This is a genomic window from Fictibacillus norfolkensis, from assembly GCF_014836645.1.
GTDB lineage: Bacteria > Bacillota > Bacilli > Bacillales > Fictibacillaceae > Fictibacillus > Fictibacillus norfolkensis.
Genome location: NZ_JACSQM010000001.1, coordinates 649328 through 668410, shown reverse-complemented (window position 1 = coordinate 668410; position 19083 = coordinate 649328). Strand labels below are relative to the sequence as shown.

Annotated in this window: 8 protein-coding genes; all 8 read left to right on the top strand. The window is 43.3% G+C overall.

The window, feature by feature from the left end; all coding sequences use genetic code 11:
• Positions 1–15 precede the first annotated feature (15 nt).
• The gene (locus H9648_RS03275; RefSeq protein ID WP_191752419.1) at positions 16–1188 is read left to right on the top strand and encodes a diphosphate--fructose-6-phosphate 1-phosphotransferase; all 1173 of its coding nucleotides are present in this window, start codon (positions 16–18) and stop codon (positions 1186–1188) included.
• Entirely contained in the window at positions 1175–1891 is a 717-nt protein-coding gene (locus tag H9648_RS20960) for a GntR family transcriptional regulator (protein ID WP_137791625.1), read from the top strand. Before H9648_RS03275 ends, H9648_RS20960 begins: the two co-directional genes overlap by 14 nt.
• Positions 1892–1915: 24 nt before the next feature.
• Positions 1916–2806, top strand: a complete 891-nt coding sequence (locus H9648_RS03265) for a class II fructose-bisphosphate aldolase (protein ID WP_191752417.1) — start codon at positions 1916–1918, stop codon at positions 2804–2806.
• A gap of 18 nt (positions 2807–2824) precedes the next feature.
• Positions 2825–4258, top strand: a complete 1434-nt coding sequence (locus tag H9648_RS03260) for an aldehyde dehydrogenase family protein (RefSeq protein ID WP_191752415.1) — start codon at positions 2825–2827, stop codon at positions 4256–4258.
• A 73-nt stretch (positions 4259–4331) separates the two neighbouring features.
• Complete coding sequence (locus tag H9648_RS03255; protein ID WP_191752674.1) at positions 4332–5234, top strand: AEC family transporter; 903 nt, start codon at positions 4332–4334, stop codon at positions 5232–5234.
• 584 nt (positions 5235–5818) lie between these two features.
• The gene (fabF, locus tag H9648_RS03250) at positions 5819–7072 is read left to right on the top strand and encodes a beta-ketoacyl-ACP synthase II (protein ID WP_191752413.1); all 1254 of its coding nucleotides are present in this window, start codon (positions 5819–5821) and stop codon (positions 7070–7072) included.
• A complete protein-coding gene (locus H9648_RS03245) occupies positions 7073–15142 on the top strand; it encodes a non-ribosomal peptide synthetase (RefSeq protein WP_191752411.1) in 8070 nt (2689 codons plus the stop codon).
• Between the two features lie 14 nt (positions 15143–15156).
• Positions 15157–19083 carry a non-ribosomal peptide synthetase gene (locus tag H9648_RS03240; RefSeq protein ID WP_191752409.1) on the top strand — a complete coding sequence of 1309 codons (3927 nt, stop codon included), beginning with the start codon at positions 15157–15159 and terminating at the stop codon, positions 19081–19083.

Sequence of the window (19083 nt, the reverse complement as noted above, 5' to 3'; positions counted from 1 at the left end):
AGGGAGCGAACTTAGATGGCAAAGAGAGTAGCAATTGGGCAGGCTGGAGGTCCAACAGCCGTCATCAATGCCAGTTTAGTAGGTTTTGTAGAAACGCTCCAACAAGAAGTAGAGTTATTCGGTGTTTATAACGGTTATCAAGGTTTATATGAAAACGACATCGAAAAGCTTGATGCTGAACTTTTAGGATGGATCAAATCACATCGATATGTAAACGGTGCATGCCTTGGTTCAGGACGCTATGAATTTACAACTGAAAGAATTCAAAAATCACTTTTGCATCTAAAAAAGCATTGTATTGATACTCTAGTCTTTATTGGCGGCAATGGTACGATGGCTGCTCTTCATAAGCTGGCTGAGGAAGCGCGTCACATTCACTATGATCTTCAAGTCATCGGTATACCGAAGACGGTTGATAATGATCTATCTGAAACGGACCACGCGCCTGGCTTTGGAAGTGCCGCGCGTTATGTGGCAACAGCCGTCAGAGATATTAGCAGAGATCTATGTGCTATGCAGAATTTTGAGCAAGTGAGAATACTAGAAACGATGGGGCGTAACTCAGGATGGCTCGCTGCTGCAAGCGGTCTTTTGAGAAATGGGAAAGATGATGGGCCACACATCGTTTATGTCCCGGAACGAATCATTGAACCAGAACATTTTTTAGCAAATGTTAGAGAAGCTGTTCGATCTTTTGGATACGCAACGATTGTAGTTGCTGAAGGGTGTAAAATTAATTCCTTTTCAGATCAGGTCGAGAAAGCGAATGTTCAAGGCAGGACGATTCTTGGAGGCATTTCTGGCGTTCTTGAGAAAATGGTTAAAACAGAACTTGGTGTGATGGCTAGAGCTGAGATTCTTGGTATGAATCAGCGCAGCTCATCAGCTGTTATTTCTAAGCAAGATCAAGTGGAAGCCTTTGAAGTGGGACGAGAAGCTGCAAGACTTGTATTACATGGTGAGACGGGGAGAATGGTTACCATACAACGATCGGCGAATATAGATTATACTTTTAGTATGAATAGCTGTCCTCTGCAAGTTGTTGCGAAGGGCGGGGAACGTTTCCTGCCTGATGCACTTATTGATGACCCGGAAGCCTATTACAAATGGCTCCGACCTCTCGCAGGGGAAGATCTACAGCCTTATCCCACTGTGAGAAAGAGGAGAATATTATATGAAAAGCAATAATACAGCACTTTATCTGCAAGTAAAAGATCATTTAATTGAGAAGATCCAACAGCAAATCTGGCGTCCGAACCAACTTATCCCAACTGAACAAGAGCTGATGAAGCAATTCGGTGTGAGCCGCACGACCATTCGTCAAGCGATCAATATGCTTGTGGCTGACGGTCTTTTAGAAAAACAACAAGGAAAAGGAACGGTTGTGAAGCCGCAACAGCTTGTTGGCTCATTAAAAAGATTAAAAGGATTTGCAGAAGAAGTAATGGAGAAAGGACAAGTTCCTCACTCTAAAGTTCTGCGTGCAGAATTTATTGATACGCTTTTCTTTGAAAAAACAAAGCTTGGATTAAATGAAGATGAAAAAGTCCTTATCATTGAACGCATCCGATTTGCAGATGATGTTCCGATCGCATTAGAGCGATCATGCTGGCCAGAAGCGATCGGAAAGTTACTGATGAAACACGATCTGGATACTGCTAAATTTTATTCCATTCTTGAAGAAGACAATATTTTATTAAAACGTGCAGATGAAAAAATTTCTGCTATAAATTCTACGATTTCAGAAGCAGATCTACTTGGAATTCGTGCAGGAGAAGCACTTTTAGAGATGACTAGACTGAGTTATGGATTGAACGACAAGCCGATCGAGTATACAAAAACAAGATATAGAAGTGACCAATACCACTATGACATTGAACTAAGACGTTAATTAAAAACATTCGGAGGTATTACAATGGGATATATTTCAGGAAAAGAACTTCTAACACATGCTTACGAGAATCAATATGCTGTTGGGGCATTTAGTGCACATAACGCAGAAACTATCCTTGCTATCTTGGAAGCTGCTGAACAAGAGCAAGCACCAATCATGATTCAAGTTGGGCAAAAAGTCATCAACACGATCGGGCTTGAACCGATGAAGGCAATGATTGATGTATTCATGAAAAACATATCTGTTCCTGTCTGCATCCATCTGGATCACAGCAGGGAATATGAACAAACAATGAAAGCCATCCAGCTCGGTTTTCAATCCGTCATGTTCGATGGATCCGCTCTTTCATTTGAAGAGAATACTTCGATAACAAGAAAAGTAGTAGACGCTTCACGTGCGCTTGGAATCGGTTCTGAAGGTGAGATCGGTAAAATTGGCGGAACGGAAGATGACATAACAGTTGCTGAAGAAGACGCAATGATTACAGCAACCGAAGAAGCTGTGGCGTTTGTTGAAGCAACGGATGTAGATTATCTTGCCGTCTCAATAGGCACAGCACACGGTATCTATAAGAATCCTCCAAAACTAGCATTTGAACGATTAAAAGAAATCTCAGCAGCGGTTAACCGTCCGATCGTTCTTCATGGTGGTTCTGATGTGCCAGATGAGCAGATTACAAAAGCAGTTTCGTTAGGTATTGCAAAAATCAATGTAGATACTGAGCTCAGACAATCATTCACAAAAGGAATGCAGCAAGTTCTTGAAGAAAACCCTGAAGAATTTCATCTAGCTGTTTCCCTTGGCAGGGGCCGTGAAGTTATGCAGAAAAAAGTTCAGGAGAAAATACGTCTATTCGGTAGTGCAGGAAAAGCGAGTGAATTCACAACGCGTGAAAAGGTCGTAACGTTATAAAATAGGGAGTGATGATGTGTGGCGGTAAATACAACGAATCAAACGTACGGACTATGGATTAACGGTGTTTGGAAAGAAAAAACAGAGGTCTTGGAAGTACTCAATAAATATACGCAGAATGTAGAAGCTGCGATTGCGCGCTCTGAAAAAAAGGATGTAGATGAAGCGGTAGAAGGAGCCAAAGAAGCATATAAAGAAACCTTCTCGGCATACGACCGTTATCTTGTACTTACAAATACTGCACGATTATTATTGGAGAAAAAAGAAGAGTTTGCAAGAGTGTTAGTCGCTGAAGTAGGTAAGCCGATCCGTGATTCACGAGTAGAAGTAGAACGAGCTGCCCAAACACTTGAAATCTCAGCTGAAGAAGCGAAGCGTATCCACGGTGAAGGGGTACCTGTAGAATCAGCACCAGGCTCTGAAAATCGAATGGCTTTTACGCTACGAGTACCAGTTGGTGTTGTTGCGGCAATTACACCATTTAATGTGCCTCTGAACCTCGTTTGTCATAAGATTGGTCCAGCGCTGGCAGCAGGAAATGCGGTGGTGCTAAAGCCCGCTGAAGTTACTCCATTGTGTGCCCTTATGTTGGCAGAGGTATTTAAGGAAGCTGGCTTGCCTGATGGCAGGCTCCAAGTCATTACAGGTGATGGTGCAGAAGTAGGCGGATGGCTGCTAGAAAATCAAGATGTTAAGATGTTTACTTTTACCGGAAGTCCAAGAGTAGGTGAAATCATCAGACAAAAGGCAGGACTTCGCAAAGTATCACTTGAGTTAGGAAATAACTCAGCAACAATCGTTCATAAAGATGCCGATCTCGATAAAGCTGCAGCACTCATTGCAAACAAAAGTTTTAATAATGCAGGCCAAGTATGTATTTCTGTTCAGCGTGTATACGTTCATCAAGATGTGAAAACACCATTTATTCAATTATTAAAAGATAAAACAGAGCAGCTGCAAACTGGTGATCCACTGGACGAAACAATCGATATCGGCCCAATGATCCGACAGGCTGAAGCAGAGCGTGTTGAAGAGTGGGTGAACGAAGCAGTGTCTGACGGAGCAACTCTTGTAACGGGTGGTAGTCGTAATGGAGCATTTTACGAGCCTACGATACTCTCAGATGTTAAAAGAGAAATGAAAGTTTGCAAACAAGAAGTGTTTGGTCCTGTTGTTGGGATAGACACATATGCTACGATAGACGAAGTGATCGAACAAGTGAATGACTCGGATTATGGATTACAGGCAGGTCTTTTCACGAATGATCTTGCTTTCGCTATGAAAGCGGCGAAAGAGATTGAAGTGGGCGGACTTATCGTAAACGATGCTTCAGCCTATCGAGTGGATCACATGCCATATGGTGGCGTAAAGAAGAGCGGGACTGGAAAAGAAGGCCCGCGCTATGCGATTGAAGAGATGACTGAGGAACGAATCATTGTTTTGAATTTGTAGCGAGAAAAAAAGTGCTGATCTCTCCGGTCAGCCTTTTTCCGTTGTAGTTAACAGAAAGAAGGGGTAAGACATGATAGAGCTGTTGAGCATTATTCTTCCGGTATTTGCGATCTTTGGTATCGGGTTTATCGGTCAAAAAATGATAGGTTTTGAAACACAAACCCTTTCCAAGATGGCACTTTATCTGATGTCTCCTTTTCTAGTATTTCGGACGTTTTATGAAACTACTTTTACGAAAACGTATGGATATATGCTCATCTATACGCTCATTCTATGTTTCACTTTAATCGGTCTCGTGTACGTGATCAGTTATATAAAAAGATACAATATGCGGGAAACATGCGGTGTCATTCTAGCTTCTGCTTTTATGAATAATGGGAACTATGGTACTCCAGTCGCGCTGTTCGCGTTTGGTGCAGCAGGGTTAGATTATGCGGTTGTTCTTATGGTTATCCAGCAGTTAGTCATGTGTACTGTGGGGGTCTATTATGCAGCAAAAGGCAGCCCAGAAAACGACGGGATCTCTTCAGCATTAAGAGCAGTAAGGCGTATGCCAATCGTATATGGAGCGATAGCGGGTGTAGTCTTTCAACAGTTACACATACCGATAAAAGGTTCTGTGTCAGAAGCTCTTGATCTTGTGGCAAACTCAGCGATACCGACCATCATGATCATACTCGGTATGCAGCTCGCGAAGATATCATTGCGCAACGTACAAGTGGAGAAGTTAACGTATTCGCTGCTATTAAAATTAGCGGTGTCACCTCTGATCGCATTTTGTATCACACTGATTCTCCCTGTAGATGATAGGCTTGCAGCGATTATGATTCTTATGGCGGCAATGCCTTCAGCAGCAAACACGACGATGTATGCGTTACAGTTTGGAACAGAGCCTGATTTCGTATCGAGTGCAACGTTAGTGAGTACACTTTTTTCACTGATCACGCTGCCAATCTTGCTCGCGATTTTAATTTAAGGATGAGAAGAACTCAAAAGGAAGTAAGCCTTTTTGGGTTCTTTTTTTTTTGCAAACAAAGTTTTGATAGCTGTTTAATAAAGGCCATTTTCTAAAAGATTTTTGGTTTTAAGCTTTATTATTTCCTTCTTTGACTTTTGATGGAAGTGGAAGGTGCGTGCCTACCACATGAGACACTTATGAAAACGTACGAATGTGGCTCACCGCCTTCCCCGCAGAAAGCGAGCATCTGCAACGGAAATCAACTACTTTCAAAAGCAACAATGAATACGAAAAAAACTTAATAAATAAAAAAACTCACAAAAATAGTGAGTTTTTTTGCTTTAATGTGTTAATGCTTTCTAACCACTTAATCATCTCATCAGCTACAATATTTGCTGTGTTTTAGCTAATATAACAGCTTCATTATCCCCTTTTTGTTTTCATACATGCCGAATTGAGCATGATTTCCACCTTGAATCTCAATTAAAAACAAATAAACTTGTTGATTTTACCTTGAATCTTAAAGTTGCGGAAATTACGGATGTAGTGACAAACGCAATATTTGTAGAATTGACATGATATTAGTGAAGAAGGAGCTACTTATGAGAAAAAAAGTGGTTATAACGGGAATGGGAATCATCTCACCAATCGGTCATACCCTTGACTCTTTTTGGTTCAACTTGAGTAAAGGAGTCAGTGGGATTGATTATATCCAATCTTTTGACACATCGACCTTCTCCTCAAGAATCGGAGGAGAAATAAAAAATTTTGATCCGACCGAATATTTATCTTCTAAAGAGATCAATCGAACGGATACATTCACACATTATGCTCTGGCAGCTACTCGTGAAGCTATTGAACAAGCTTCACTAGATATGAAAGAACTCGACCCGTTTAGTGTAGGTGTTTTAGTTGGGTCAGGGTCAGGTGGGACAGGTATGATCCTTGAAAATCATCAGACATTACTCACGAAAGGAGCAAGAAGAGTCAGTCCTTATCTTGCGTCTGGGATGCTCATCAACTCAAGCGTAAGTGAGATCGCAATTAAACTTGGCGCAAAAGGAAAGAGTGGTTCTTTCGTTACTGCTTGTGCGGCAAGTAGCAACTGTATTGGTGAAGCGATGCGTGCTATCCAATATGGTGATGCGGATATCATGATCGCCGGAGGAACTGAAGGAGCCATCACACCACTGGATCTGGCTTCGTTCACAAAAATAAAAGCATTGTCTACCCGAAATGACTCTCCACAAGAAGCCAGCCGGCCTTTCGATCGGTCTCGGGACGGCTTTGTGATCGGATCAGGTGGAGGGATCGTCGTATTAGAGTCAGAAGAATCAGCGCTCCGTCGTGGAGTTCCTATCATCGCTGAACTCGCAGGGTACGGAGCTACTAACGATGCATACGGTGTAACCGCTCCTGACCCTGAAGGACATGGTGTCATCATGGCCATGAAACGAGCGATACAAGATGCGAACCTCACCCCTGATGACATCGACTACATCAACGCGCATGGCACGAGTACTAAATTGAATGATCAATCGGAAACGTACGCGATAAAAAAAGTGTTTGGTGAACGAGCTTATGAGTTACCGGTCAGTTCTATCAAATCAATGACCGGCCATTTATTAGGTGGTGCTGGGGCAGCCGAACTAATCGCGAGTGTGTTATCCATACAGAACAAATTGGTACCGCCGACCATCAATCATACAGAATCTGATGAAGATATGAACTTAAACTTTGTGCCTAACCGAGCGCAGAACCATCGCATCAGAACTGTGCTGAGTAATTCTTTTGGTTTTGGAGGACATAACGCCTGTTTAGTCGTGAAAGAGTGGAAAGAGGAGAGGGAAGTCTAGATGGATACTGTTTTTACTCACGTGTTAGAAGGTAGAAGAGAAACGTTTTCAAATGATGATGCCTGTATTCATCATTTAATCGAACAACAAGTAGAGAGAACGCCTAATCATGTCGCGGTCTTCTTTCAAGATGAGTCACTTACGTATAGCGAATTGAACGACCGAGCTAATCAGGTGGCTCACCTGTTATTGAATAAAGGACTCAAGCGTGAGGAACCTGTCATCGTCAGTCTTGAGCGATCACTCGAGATGGTCATTGCGTTACTTGGAATCTTAAAAGCGGGAGGCGCATATGTTCCCGTCGATCCGACTTTTCCTATCGCAAGGATTCAAGGATTGGTGAGTGAATTAGGACAGCCACTCGTTGTAACAGCGAAAAAGTACCGATCTCTTTTTGAGGATTGTGATGTTGTTTTCTTAGACACGTTTTCATGGAGTGAGAAGCTGATCGCAAATCCTGAGATGGAGATGGATGCAGATTCTCTCATGTACATCATCTATACCTCTGGCTCTACCGGCAAACCAAAAGGCGTCATGAACACGCACCGAGCACTCAATAATAGGTTGCAGTGGATGCAGCGTGAGTTTTTACTCAACGGTAACGATCGGATTCTGCAGAAGACACCGTATAGTTTCGATGTATCCGTTTGGGAGTTCTTTTGGCCGTTGATGGAAGGTGCATCGATCGTCATGGCCAAACCAGACGGACATAAGGATCCGGATTATTTGTATCAAACGATTCAAGAATATAGGGTGACGACTCTGCATTTTGTTCCATCAATGCTTCAACTCTTCTTGGATGCTGTTTCCGATCTTTCCGAAACTTCTATAAAGAGGGTGATCTGTAGCGGAGAGGCATTAAAGAAGTCGACAGAGAGGCAATTTTTCAATCAATCGGCAGATGTAGAGCTTTATAACTTGTACGGACCAACAGAAGCAGCGATCGACGTTTCCTATTGGAGATGTACGATTGATGACAGAAGTTCTTCTGTTCCGATCGGATACCCCATCAGTAACATCGATCTCTATCTCTTAGATGAAAAGATGCGACCAGTGGCTCAAGGGGAGAGCGGGGAACTGTATATCGGTGGAGTGGGACTTGCAACCGGTTATTACGGACAACCGACTCTAACGAGCGAACGATTCATCCCGAACCCTATTAAAACGGGTGAGAAATTGTATAAGACAGGAGACCTCTGTCGCCTGCGTAGAGATGGAGCGATCGGTTATATCGGTCGCAACGATTTTCAAGTTAAGATCAACGGTTTACGAATAGAACTCGGTGAGATCGAACAAGCTCTTGAGAACATTGACCTCATTAAGCAGAGTGTCGTTATTGCAGTTACAGAAGGTACACGACAGTTTTTGACCGCTTACCTCGTATTAGAGAAGAAGCAAGATTTTGTAGAAGAAGCAGTACGATCGCAACTGATGAGCGTACTGCCTGAATATATGGTTCCTACTCTGTTCGTCTGTTTAGAAAAACTTCCGCTATCAATAAACGGAAAAGTGGATCGTGCAGCGCTTCCTCGTCCCATCATAGAAGAGGAAGAGATTGAATCTGAAACCTTAACCGAAACGGAAACGTTTATCGCGAGTGTCTGGAAAGATGATTTAGGAGTTTCTTCGTCTCTTCATCAATCCTTTGTATACATAGGTGGAAACTCGTTGTTTGCGGCACGTGTGGCTAGTCGTCTCAGAAAAAAATACGGCGTACCGATGACAATCCAAACGGTCTTTGAACATCCAACGATTTCTAGTCTAGCATCTTATGTGGACAACAAGAGTGTGATGCTAGAAGACGAAGACCTACAATTTGTGAGTGAGAGCTGTAATACCCTTTCTGACGCACAAAAGAGGCTCTGGTTCCTCAACGAGTTCGAGGGTGCTTCTTCTCTTTATAACCTTCCTAGTTTTGTAGACATAGAAGGAGACCTTAGACTTCAAGATTTCAAGAGTAGTCTTGATCTTGTCATACAGAATCAAAGTGTACTTCAAAGCCGTTTTTTAACGAAAAACGGTGAACCAGTTTGTGTAATCGACGAAGGAAGAACAAGTGAGTTGGTTATGTTGGACTATTCCATGTCTTCCTATGATCAAGCTATCAAGATGACCGAAGATTATATGAGAGAAGATGCTGCTAAATCATTTCACTTATCAACCGGTCCTCTGTATCGGTTTACCTTATTTAAGGTATCTGATGATCAGTATCGTTTCTATTTTAACTGTCACCACATCATCTTTGACGGGTGGTCAGAATCCATCTTCTTAAACAACCTTCTTTCAGCTTATGAGGGAGAGCCAATCAAGGTAACAGGCAGTTATAAGGATTATATCAACTCTCAAGAACGTTACTCATCTACCACAGAAGCACAAGAGCAGATCAATTTCTGGAAACGTAAACTGAGTAAAGACACGCCATCTATCGAGTTGTTCAAAACTCAAAAACATAGAGAGAGCACTGGTAGTCCTGGTGATGAGGTAACTTTTCAGTTATCTAAGCAAGAACTTCATTCATTAGAAACGTTTTGCAAGAACTCAGGAGTGACGCTCTACACGGGTCTCCTTTCGTTGTACAAACTCTTAATCTACAAGTTATCAAGTGAAAAAGATATCTCGATCGGTACACCTGTTGCGGGGAGGTCGTTCGAAGGAACTGACGACATCATCGGGATGTTTGTGAACACGATCGTCTTACGTAACCAGATCGAAGGGACGATGACGTTTAAAGATTTTCTTCAAGCGGTAAAATACACGACGCTTGAAGCACTTTCAAACGATAAAGTACCGTTTGAGAAGGTGGTAGAGGCGGTCCAACCGAACCGAGCGTCGAACCAAAACCCGCTCTTTCAATACATGTTCGCTTTTCAGAACTATCCGGATGCCGTAACAACAACAGATACACTCAAACTGGGGCACCCGGTCTTATTAAACAATCAAACTTCGAAATTCGATCTTACTTTGTTTCTTGAACCTTCTGATGAAGGTCTTAGAGGGAAGTTTGAATATAGAAGTGACGTTTTCCAACAAAAGGATATAGACCGATTGGCTTCTTTGTTTAAACAAATGTTTCAATTCATAGAATCTGAGAACCCGATCGATGAATGGTCGTTAGTAACAGATGAAGAACGAGAAAAGGTGATCTATGGTTTTAACAAGACACAAATGGCTTTTCCTGATGTTCATCTTCACGAACTGTTTGAAAGACAAGTTAAGAAAACACCAGATTACGTGGCAGCAGAATACGAGGGAGAAACGATCACGTACGGTGAGCTTGAAAGAAGAGCCAACCAGCTCGCTCATCTTTTGATACAAGAGGGCATCACTCCAGATACACCAGTCGGACTTGTGATGGGACGATCCATCGAGCTCGTCATCGCGATGATGGGTATCTTAAAAGCCGGAGGCGCTTATCTTCCTTTAGATATCGAGGCACCCGAATCGCGGATGAAAGACATCTTAATCGATGCTAACGCGCCAGTCTGTATAACGAATCAAGCGTTAACACTTGGAGAAGAAAAAGAGATCAACGTTTTGATGTTCGAAGAGATTCAGAGTCGAATGGATGATCTCTCGACTGAAAAGCCGACGGTCGACCTGTCACCACTGAACTTAGTATCTGTGTATTATACGTCGGGATCAACCGGAAAACCAAAAGGCGTGAGCAGCACACATAGAGGCTGGGTGAACCGTGTTTGTTGGATGCAGAACAAGCACCATCTAAGAGAGGGTGAGACAGCACTTCAAAAGACGACATTGACGTTTGATGATGCGGCGATCGAATTCTTCTGGCCGTTGATGGTAGGGGGGAGGATCGCTCTTATCCCGCCGGGAGCACATAAGGATCCTCATGAGATCTTACGCTATGCCGTCCAGTATAACGTGTCACTTCTTCAGTTCGTACCAAGCATGCTGCAGATGGTCATAGACGAGATGACGCCAGAGATGAAAGAGAAGCTTAAAAATCTTCGAGTCGTTGTCTCGAGTGGTGAAGCGTTAAAAAGCGAACTGATGAACCAGTTCTACGAAAAGATGCCGGGTCATCTATACAACACCTGGGGTGCGACGGAAGTATCGATCGATTCTACATGTTTTGGTTGTAAACAGGATTACACGGGTGGTTCATACATCGTGTCGGTCGGAAGACCGATCGATAACAACCGGGTGTATGCGCTCGATCGTTATCTGCAGCCGGTTCCGATCGGCGTGCCAGGTGATTTATACATCGCAGGGATCGGGCTTGCGAGAGGGTATCTGAACAACCCTGAAAAAACAAAAGCTTCTTTTATGGATGATCCTTTTTATCCTGGTGAACACATGTATAGAACCGGAGACCGCGGATATCTTACAGAAGACGGAAACATCATGTTCTTAGGAAGAGAAGATAACCAGGTAAAGATTCGAGGGATGAGGGTGGAGTTAGGTGAGATCGAGAATCGCATCCGCGAAATCGACGGAATCAAAGATGCGGTGGTTTTGTTTCAAAAAGGAGATGTAGTCTCCCACCTTATCGCCTACTTCTCGAGTGATGAGTTTGATCTGGATGGGTTGACTATCAAGAACAAGCTCTCAAAAGAGCTTCCTGAATACATGGTACCGAGCTTTTATATGGAACTTCAACAGTTCCCACTTAACGCTAACGGGAAAGTCGACCGAAACCAGCTACCGAACATATCTGAATCGAACTTAGTCGTAAGCACAGAGTTTACGGTACCTTCAAACGATACGGAAAGAGAGATCTTATCGATCTGGGTAGACAAACTAGGCATCGATCATATCGGGACGAACGATGATTTCTTTGAACTTGGCGGACACTCTCTGTTAGCCGTAAAGATCATGGCAAGCATCAACAAATCGTTTTCTTTAGCATTACCAGTAAAGGTGCTGTTCGACCATCCGACGATCAAAAGTCTTAGCGAAGTCATGAACGTTTACGAGAAGACAGATCTACTTACGATAACGGAACGAACAGATAAAACAGAAGTGGTACCTTTAACAGATGCACAAAGAAGCATATGGTTTCTAGATCAACTCAACCAAGACAGCAAATACAACATGCCGCTCGTTTTGAGGTTCGATGGACTCATGGATCCGGAAAAACTCCAGCATGCCATCAACGCATTACTAGCCCGACACGAATCGTTGCGGACTTCTTTTATCAATAGAGACGGTGAACCTCTCCAGATGGTCATGGATAAAGGGGAGATCGAGTTGAACAGACGAAAGATTGAGAAGGTTTCGATTCAATCGATCGTTCAACAAGAACTTCAGACTTCGTTCGATCTTACCCAAGGACCTTTGGTGAGAGCCACTCTTGTCGAGATGGTCGATGAGATGTATCTGATACTCACGCTCCACCATATCGTCAGTGATGGATGGTCGCTCATGGTGATCAAAGATGAACTTATCAAGCTTTGTAACGGCGAAGAACTTTCGTCTTACCTTGTGCAGTATCCAGACTATGCACTCGCTTATAACGAACAAATCGAAAAAAGCGAGAACAGCCAAAAACAGCTTCTGTACTGGAAAGAAAAACTTAGTGGACCCATACCTTTCCTGCAGTTGCCTCAAGATTTGGACGAAAACCGAAGAGGCAATAACACGATAAAACAACACGTGCCAAAACCGTTTTCTAAGATGATCAAGCAGTTCAGTAAAGACCAAAAGTATACACCGTTCATCGTGTTTCTGGGTGCGTTTTATGCGCTACTCGCGAGACTCTCAAGAGAAGAGGACATCATCGTCGGAACACCGATCGTCAACCGTCCTTTAGAAGAGCTGGAAGGCTCTGTCGGGCTGTTTTTAAACACCTTGCCATTACGAACGACGGTGAAGTGTGAAGGGACTGTTCAAGAACACTTGGACATCGTACGTGATACCGTCTTCCATGCTTTTCACAACCAAGATGTTCCGTTTGAGCGAATCGTAGAGACTGTTCAGCCTGAGAGGAACTTAAACCGTAATCCATTGTTTGATGTGATGATCAACTATCGCAGTTTTGAAGAGAAAACAGATTTTAGAGTCGGCGATATGAATGTCCAAGAAGTGGACGTTGATGAGATTCAATCCAAGTTCTTTATGACGTTATACATCGAAGAAACAGAATCAGAATATGTGTTAGACCTTTCGTATCAGAACAGCTCGTTCTCATCGAAGAGGATGAAGGCGTTCATCGAACAATATTTGCATCTGTTAAGAACTTGTATCCAACAACCACAGATGATGCTAAAAGAATGTTCACTCGTAACACCATCGCTCTCACCTCTTCTACCTGATTTAGAGAGTCAGCTGGTCTCAAAAGAGTATCCGCGTATCACGAATCTGATCAGGCGTATTGGAGAGGAAACACCGGAACAAACGGCGGTTGAAGAAGACGGCAACAGTTATAGTTACAAACAGTTGAATCACGAAGTAGATCGAGTGGCGTCAGGCCTTCTTTCCACTATTTCTCCAGGTGACGTAGTCGCGGTTTACGGAAAACGAAGTTACCGTATGATCGTATCTATCTTAGGCGTGTTAGAATGTGACGCTGTGTTTTTAAACGTAGATGAGAACGTACCAAGTGTTCGTTTAAAAGAGATGTTATCGCAGTCGAACGTGAAGCGAATTCTTCTGACAGAGGAGTTGAACCCAGACCACGTATCCGTCTTAGATGAACTTTCGCTACCACTATCGCGTTTTGATGAACTCAGTGAAAATCTAGTAGATCTCGCGATAAGACCGAAAGAGAATCGTGGCGCTTATCTTTTCTTTACATCAGGGACTACCGGAAAACCAAAAGGGATCTTAGGAACACATAACGGGTTGTCACACTTCTTAGAGTGGCAGCGTTCTAATTTTAAGATCAAACATAGTGATCGGTTCGCACAACTGACGAACGTGACGTTTGATGTTTACTTACGAGATGTTTTTCTTCCCTTAACATCAGGAGCGACATTATGTATTCCGAGTGAGCATGAAGACGTTCTGTCTTTTATCGAAGAACAGAAGATAACCGCGATACATGCGGTGCCATCTTTATCAAAACTCTGGATCAAGTCGTATGAGGGGAACCAATTGAGCGACCTTCGGTATGTTTTCTTTGCCGGAGAAGCACTTTCAAAAGAAGTGATCACGCTTTGGCATGCAAAAAGTCATGCGGATTTAATCAGTTTATACGGACAAACGGAAACGACACTCGCTAAAAGTTTTTATGAAGTCTCAGGAACCGAAACCTATGAACATATGCCTATCGGTCGATCGTTACCAGACACCCAGATCTTTATCTTAAACGACAGTGGAAAACTGACAGGGGTCGGTGAAGCGGGTGAGTTGATCGTCCGAACGCCTTATAAAACGCTCGGGTATCAAAATGTTCAGGAAACGTTTGTAAAGAATCCATTTACGGATTGTGAAGAAGACAAGATCTATCGTACAGGAGACATCGGTCGATATCTGCCAACAGGAGAGATCGAAATACTCGGCCGTCAAGATGAACAGATCAAGGTCAGAGGCGTTCGCTTTAACAAGCGTGAGGTAACAGAAGCGGTCAAGCGAATTCAAGGGATCAAGGAATGTTACATCCTCGATGTAAAGGAAAAAGACGAGGTCACTCTATACGGCTATGTTGTGACAGATACTGTCACATCAGAAGAAATCCGAGAGCAGTTATATCATGTACTGCCACTCAGTTTGATCCCGAACGCATTCATCGTTGTTCCGTATCTGCCTGTAACCGTGAACGGCAAAATCGACAAAGCGAAACTGCTTTCTTATAAGAGTCAAGAAGTGGAAGTAGTGAAGAAAGAAGCACTTCCTCAAGAACCACCGATCCACAAGATATGGGAAGACCTCTTAAAGCTTCCTCATATGAGTAACACAGATAACTTCTTTACCCTTGGCGGCCATTCATTGTTGATCGTGAAGATGATCGGTAAGATCAAAGACCAATTCGGCATCGAACTCTCGTTGAAAGAGATCTTTAAGAACCCGACGATCCATAGTATCGCTGAATTGCTGTCGAAAAAGAAAGTCAAACCGAAGGGTGAGATCAAGCGAGTGAAGAGGATTAGACAAACTATCAAGAATTAAAGGATGTGCCAGCAATGACCGTTTCAACCGAAAGTGAGGTTTATCTGTTACCAACGTCTTTTGGACAGGACCGGATCTATTTCTCTGAGAAGATGTTTCCTAACAGTGCGACGTACAACATCCCTTTTATTTTTAAGCTCAGAGGAACCATCCAGCCACAAACGTTAGAAAAAGCGTTAAGTAGAATCGTTGAGAAACATGAGATCTTAAGAACGACGATCACTGAGGTAGAAGGGGAGCCGATGCAGAAGGTCTCCCTCTCTCCTTCTCTCTCATTCAAACAACTGGATAAACGAGAGATCGAACATACGACTTCGATCGAACAATATATGCAAGAGTTTGCGCTACGCCCTTTTGATTTTAAATCAGAATCACTCATCCGTTTCGAGCTTATCTGTATCAAAGAAGAACTCTACTATTTATTGATCAACGTCCACCACATCGCATTCGATGCTTGGTCGATCGATCTCTTAAAAAAAGAGATACTCGCCCATTATACGAGCATCGAGGGAGGAACGATCGATGAAGTTGAGGAGCTTGAGCTGCAGTATGGAGATTTTGCAGGTTGGGAAAGAGATGAGATAGATGAAGAAGCAATGGAGCAGCAGATGGGTTTCTGGCGTGGGTATCTAGATGGTGCGCCGCCACAGCTCGAACTGCCCACTGACTTCATTCGACCACTCCAGCCCACATATGAAGGAGATAATGTAAGGTTCTCTATCCCGCAAGAGCTTCTCTTGAAAGTAAGGGAATATGCGAAGAGTAACAAAGCGACACCTTATAGTTTTTTCTTAGCAGCCTTCAACGTCTTGTTGTATCGATACACGGGACAAAAAGATATCGTGGTCGGCACTCCTGTTGCGAACCGTTCGGAAACATTTACGCATGACTTGCTGGGATTTTTTGTGAACACACTGCCAATTCGTTCCACGATCAACCCGTATAGTAAGTTTCCTAACTTTCTAAAGAAGAGCGTTCAAAACTTTATTCAGACGTTCGAGTATAGCAATGTACCTTTTGAAAGAATCGTACAAGCTGTAAACCCGGAGCGAATCACCTCCACACAGCCGATTTTTCAAGTCATGTTCACCTTTCATGAAGGTCAGAGAAACGTAGAGAACGATGCGTTTCTCATCGAGCATGAGAAGATCTATACGAAAACATCAAAGTTTGACCTCGTTCTATATATCGGTTGCGATGAAAAAGGGGGGATTGGTGAGATCGAATATAGTTCAGAGATCTTTACGAAGACCCGGATGAAGAAATTTATCGCGCACTACCTGTTGTTGATCGAAGAAATCTTAAAACATCCTAACAAGCCGATCTCTAAGATGAAGATCATGGACGATCATGAAAAGAAAGAGCTCACGCTTTTTAAAGAGAGTCATTATCCTACCAATCTATTTTTTCATGAATGGTTTGAAGAAACGGTGAGAAAGCACGAAGCAGCGTGTGCGGTTAAGGATAAGCTTGCAAGTTGGACGTATAAACACTTAAACACCAGGGCTGATCAGATCGCGAACGAACTCATCAAGCGAGGAGTAAGAGCACCTTCCAGGATCGGTATCCAGATGACGCGATCGAACGAACAATTGGCCGCTCTGCTCGCGGTCTTTAAGATCGGATGCAGTTACATCCCGTTAGATCCTAGCCTACCTGTATCCCGAAGAGAATATATCTTAAAAGATTCAGGAGCTGTTCTCTTGATCCAAGATGAAGAGTACGAATTAAGTGGGGTACCCGTCTTATTTACGAAAGACTGTCTGATCGACCAGGAAGGGTCTGTCCCGAAACTCTTAAGAAGTCCCCATGAAACAGAAGCTTATGTGATCTATACTTCTGGCACGACGGGTAAACCAAAGGGCGTCTCTGTTTCACAAGCTTCACTACTAAATCATATAAACGCCTATGTGGAAGCGTTTCCGTTCGAACAAGGTGAGAGGATGCTGCAAAACATCAACTATACGTTCGATGCATCGATCACGGAGATCTTTAGCCCGCTCATTTCAGGTGCTGCTTTAATCTTGAGCGACTCGAACTGTCAGTTCGATGTGGAGTATCTAGCAGAATTGATCCGTAGTGAACGAGCCACACGAGCCCAATTGTTTCATAGTCTCATAGAGAGGTTGATCGAACACCAATCGTTCACTTCAACGGAATCACTGCGCTATATCTTTACGGGTGGTGAAGCACTGAACCGCAGACTCGTCTTGAACTATTATGATCGTATGTCTAAAGAGGTACCACTCATCAACTTATACGGTCCAACAGAGGCAACCGTGGCTTCAACCTATTTTTATACAACACCAGAGCACAAAGAAACGGTCGCACCGATCGGTATACCTTTTTCAAACTATCGTCTTGCGGTATTGGACGAAAATCAAGAAATGGTACCAGTTGGAGTGACAGGAGAACTCTATATCGGAGGCGATGGGGTCTGTAACGGGTATATCAATCAACCTCAGTTAGACGAAACGTTCTTTTTGGAGTTAGACGTGTTGGGTAAGGTTGAAAGGTTCTATCGGACGGGGGATCTCGTGAAAAGACTCGACGACGGGAATTTGCTCTTTGTTTCTCGCAAAGATTCACAAGTGAAGATCAGAGGTTTTCGTATCGAACTTGACGAGATCAAGCAATGTGTTCTACAGCAACAGGAAATTCAGGACGCAGCGGTCGTCGTAGAGAAAGTCGGAGAAGAGAAAAAACTGTTCGTATTTGCAGTACGCCATGAAGGGAGCCGTTTTTCGGCAAACGCACTCAAAATTCGCATGAGTGAGGAACTTCCACACTATATGGTACCGAACGTCATTGTATTTATGGAAAAGATCCCGATCAACAAACACGGCAAACTTTTAAAAGAAGATCTACCCTTTTCAAAGAACGATCTTGTTGGTTCTTTGAAGAAGAGGCCGTCTTCTCTATTAGAAACAGAACTTGTCTCACTTTGGGAGAAGGTTCTTGGTACGAAAGACATCAGCATCGACGATGATTTTTTTGACCTTGGGGGCCACAGCATAAAAGTGATCGAAGTGGTCGGATATATCCGAAAGACGTTTAAGGTCCAGCTTCCGATCTCGTCACTGTTTCAGTATCGAACGGTCGAGACGCTCGCTAGACATATAAAAGAAAACACCTTCTCTGCAGGTAACGTGATCGTTCCCATAAAGAGGGAAGGAACGAATGCGCCACTATTCATCGTCCACCCAGGTGGTGGAGGAGCACTTTGTTATATACCACTAGCGGACCATCTTAAGATCGATCACCCTATATATGGCATTCAATCCGTTGGTTATGATTCCGATGACTTGATTCCACTTAAAACGATTCCCTTGATGGCGGAGCGTTACGTGGAGGAAATTCAGAAGATTCAGCCTTCTGGTCCGTATTTACTCGCAGGTTGGTCGATGGGAGGAACGCTATCTGTTGAGATGGCCCGTATCTTAGAGTATCAGGGAGAAGAGGTCGCTTTTATCGGTCTGTTGGATGCTCATCCTTTCGATCATACGATGGTGGTAGAAAAAAGGGATCCACTCGTCGTTTATAGTCAGAACTTTGGACTCGATCCCACCGTGTTCGAACGTCTTAACAAACATGACCAGTACAGTTTACTGTTGCATGCTGCTAAAGAGAGGAACGTACTTCCTCATAACGCAGAACTAGAAGATGTAAAACGTATCCTTAACATCATGGCGATCAACAACCAAGCGAGCGATCATTATATCTTTTCAGAACCGATCAAGACCGATCTGACCGTCTTTTGTTGTAGTGAGCGTGATCCGAACCACTTTCATACCATCGTCGACCCTTCAGATTGGGAGAAGCGGACGACCGGTAAAGTAGAAGCGGTCTATGTTCATGGTCATCATAACAACGTGATGAGTTCTCCATATGTTCAATACTTAGGACAAAAGATGACAGACATGCTTAAAGGGAGAGGGTAG

Coding starts and splice junctions, on each gene's coding strand:
- H9648_RS03275 (WP_191752419.1), top strand. CDS start 16: ATGGCAAAGAGAGTAGCAATTGGGCAGGCTGGAGGTCCAACAGCCGTC.
- H9648_RS20960 (WP_137791625.1), top strand. CDS start 1,175: ATGAAAAGCAATAATACAGCACTTTATCTGCAAGTAAAAGATCATTTA.
- H9648_RS03265 (WP_191752417.1), top strand. CDS start 1,916: ATGGGATATATTTCAGGAAAAGAACTTCTAACACATGCTTACGAGAAT.
- fabF (WP_191752413.1), top strand. CDS start 5,819: ATGAGAAAAAAAGTGGTTATAACGGGAATGGGAATCATCTCACCAATC.
- H9648_RS03245 (WP_191752411.1), top strand. CDS start 7,073: ATGGATACTGTTTTTACTCACGTGTTAGAAGGTAGAAGAGAAACGTTT.
- H9648_RS03240 (WP_191752409.1), top strand. CDS start 15,157: ATGACCGTTTCAACCGAAAGTGAGGTTTATCTGTTACCAACGTCTTTT.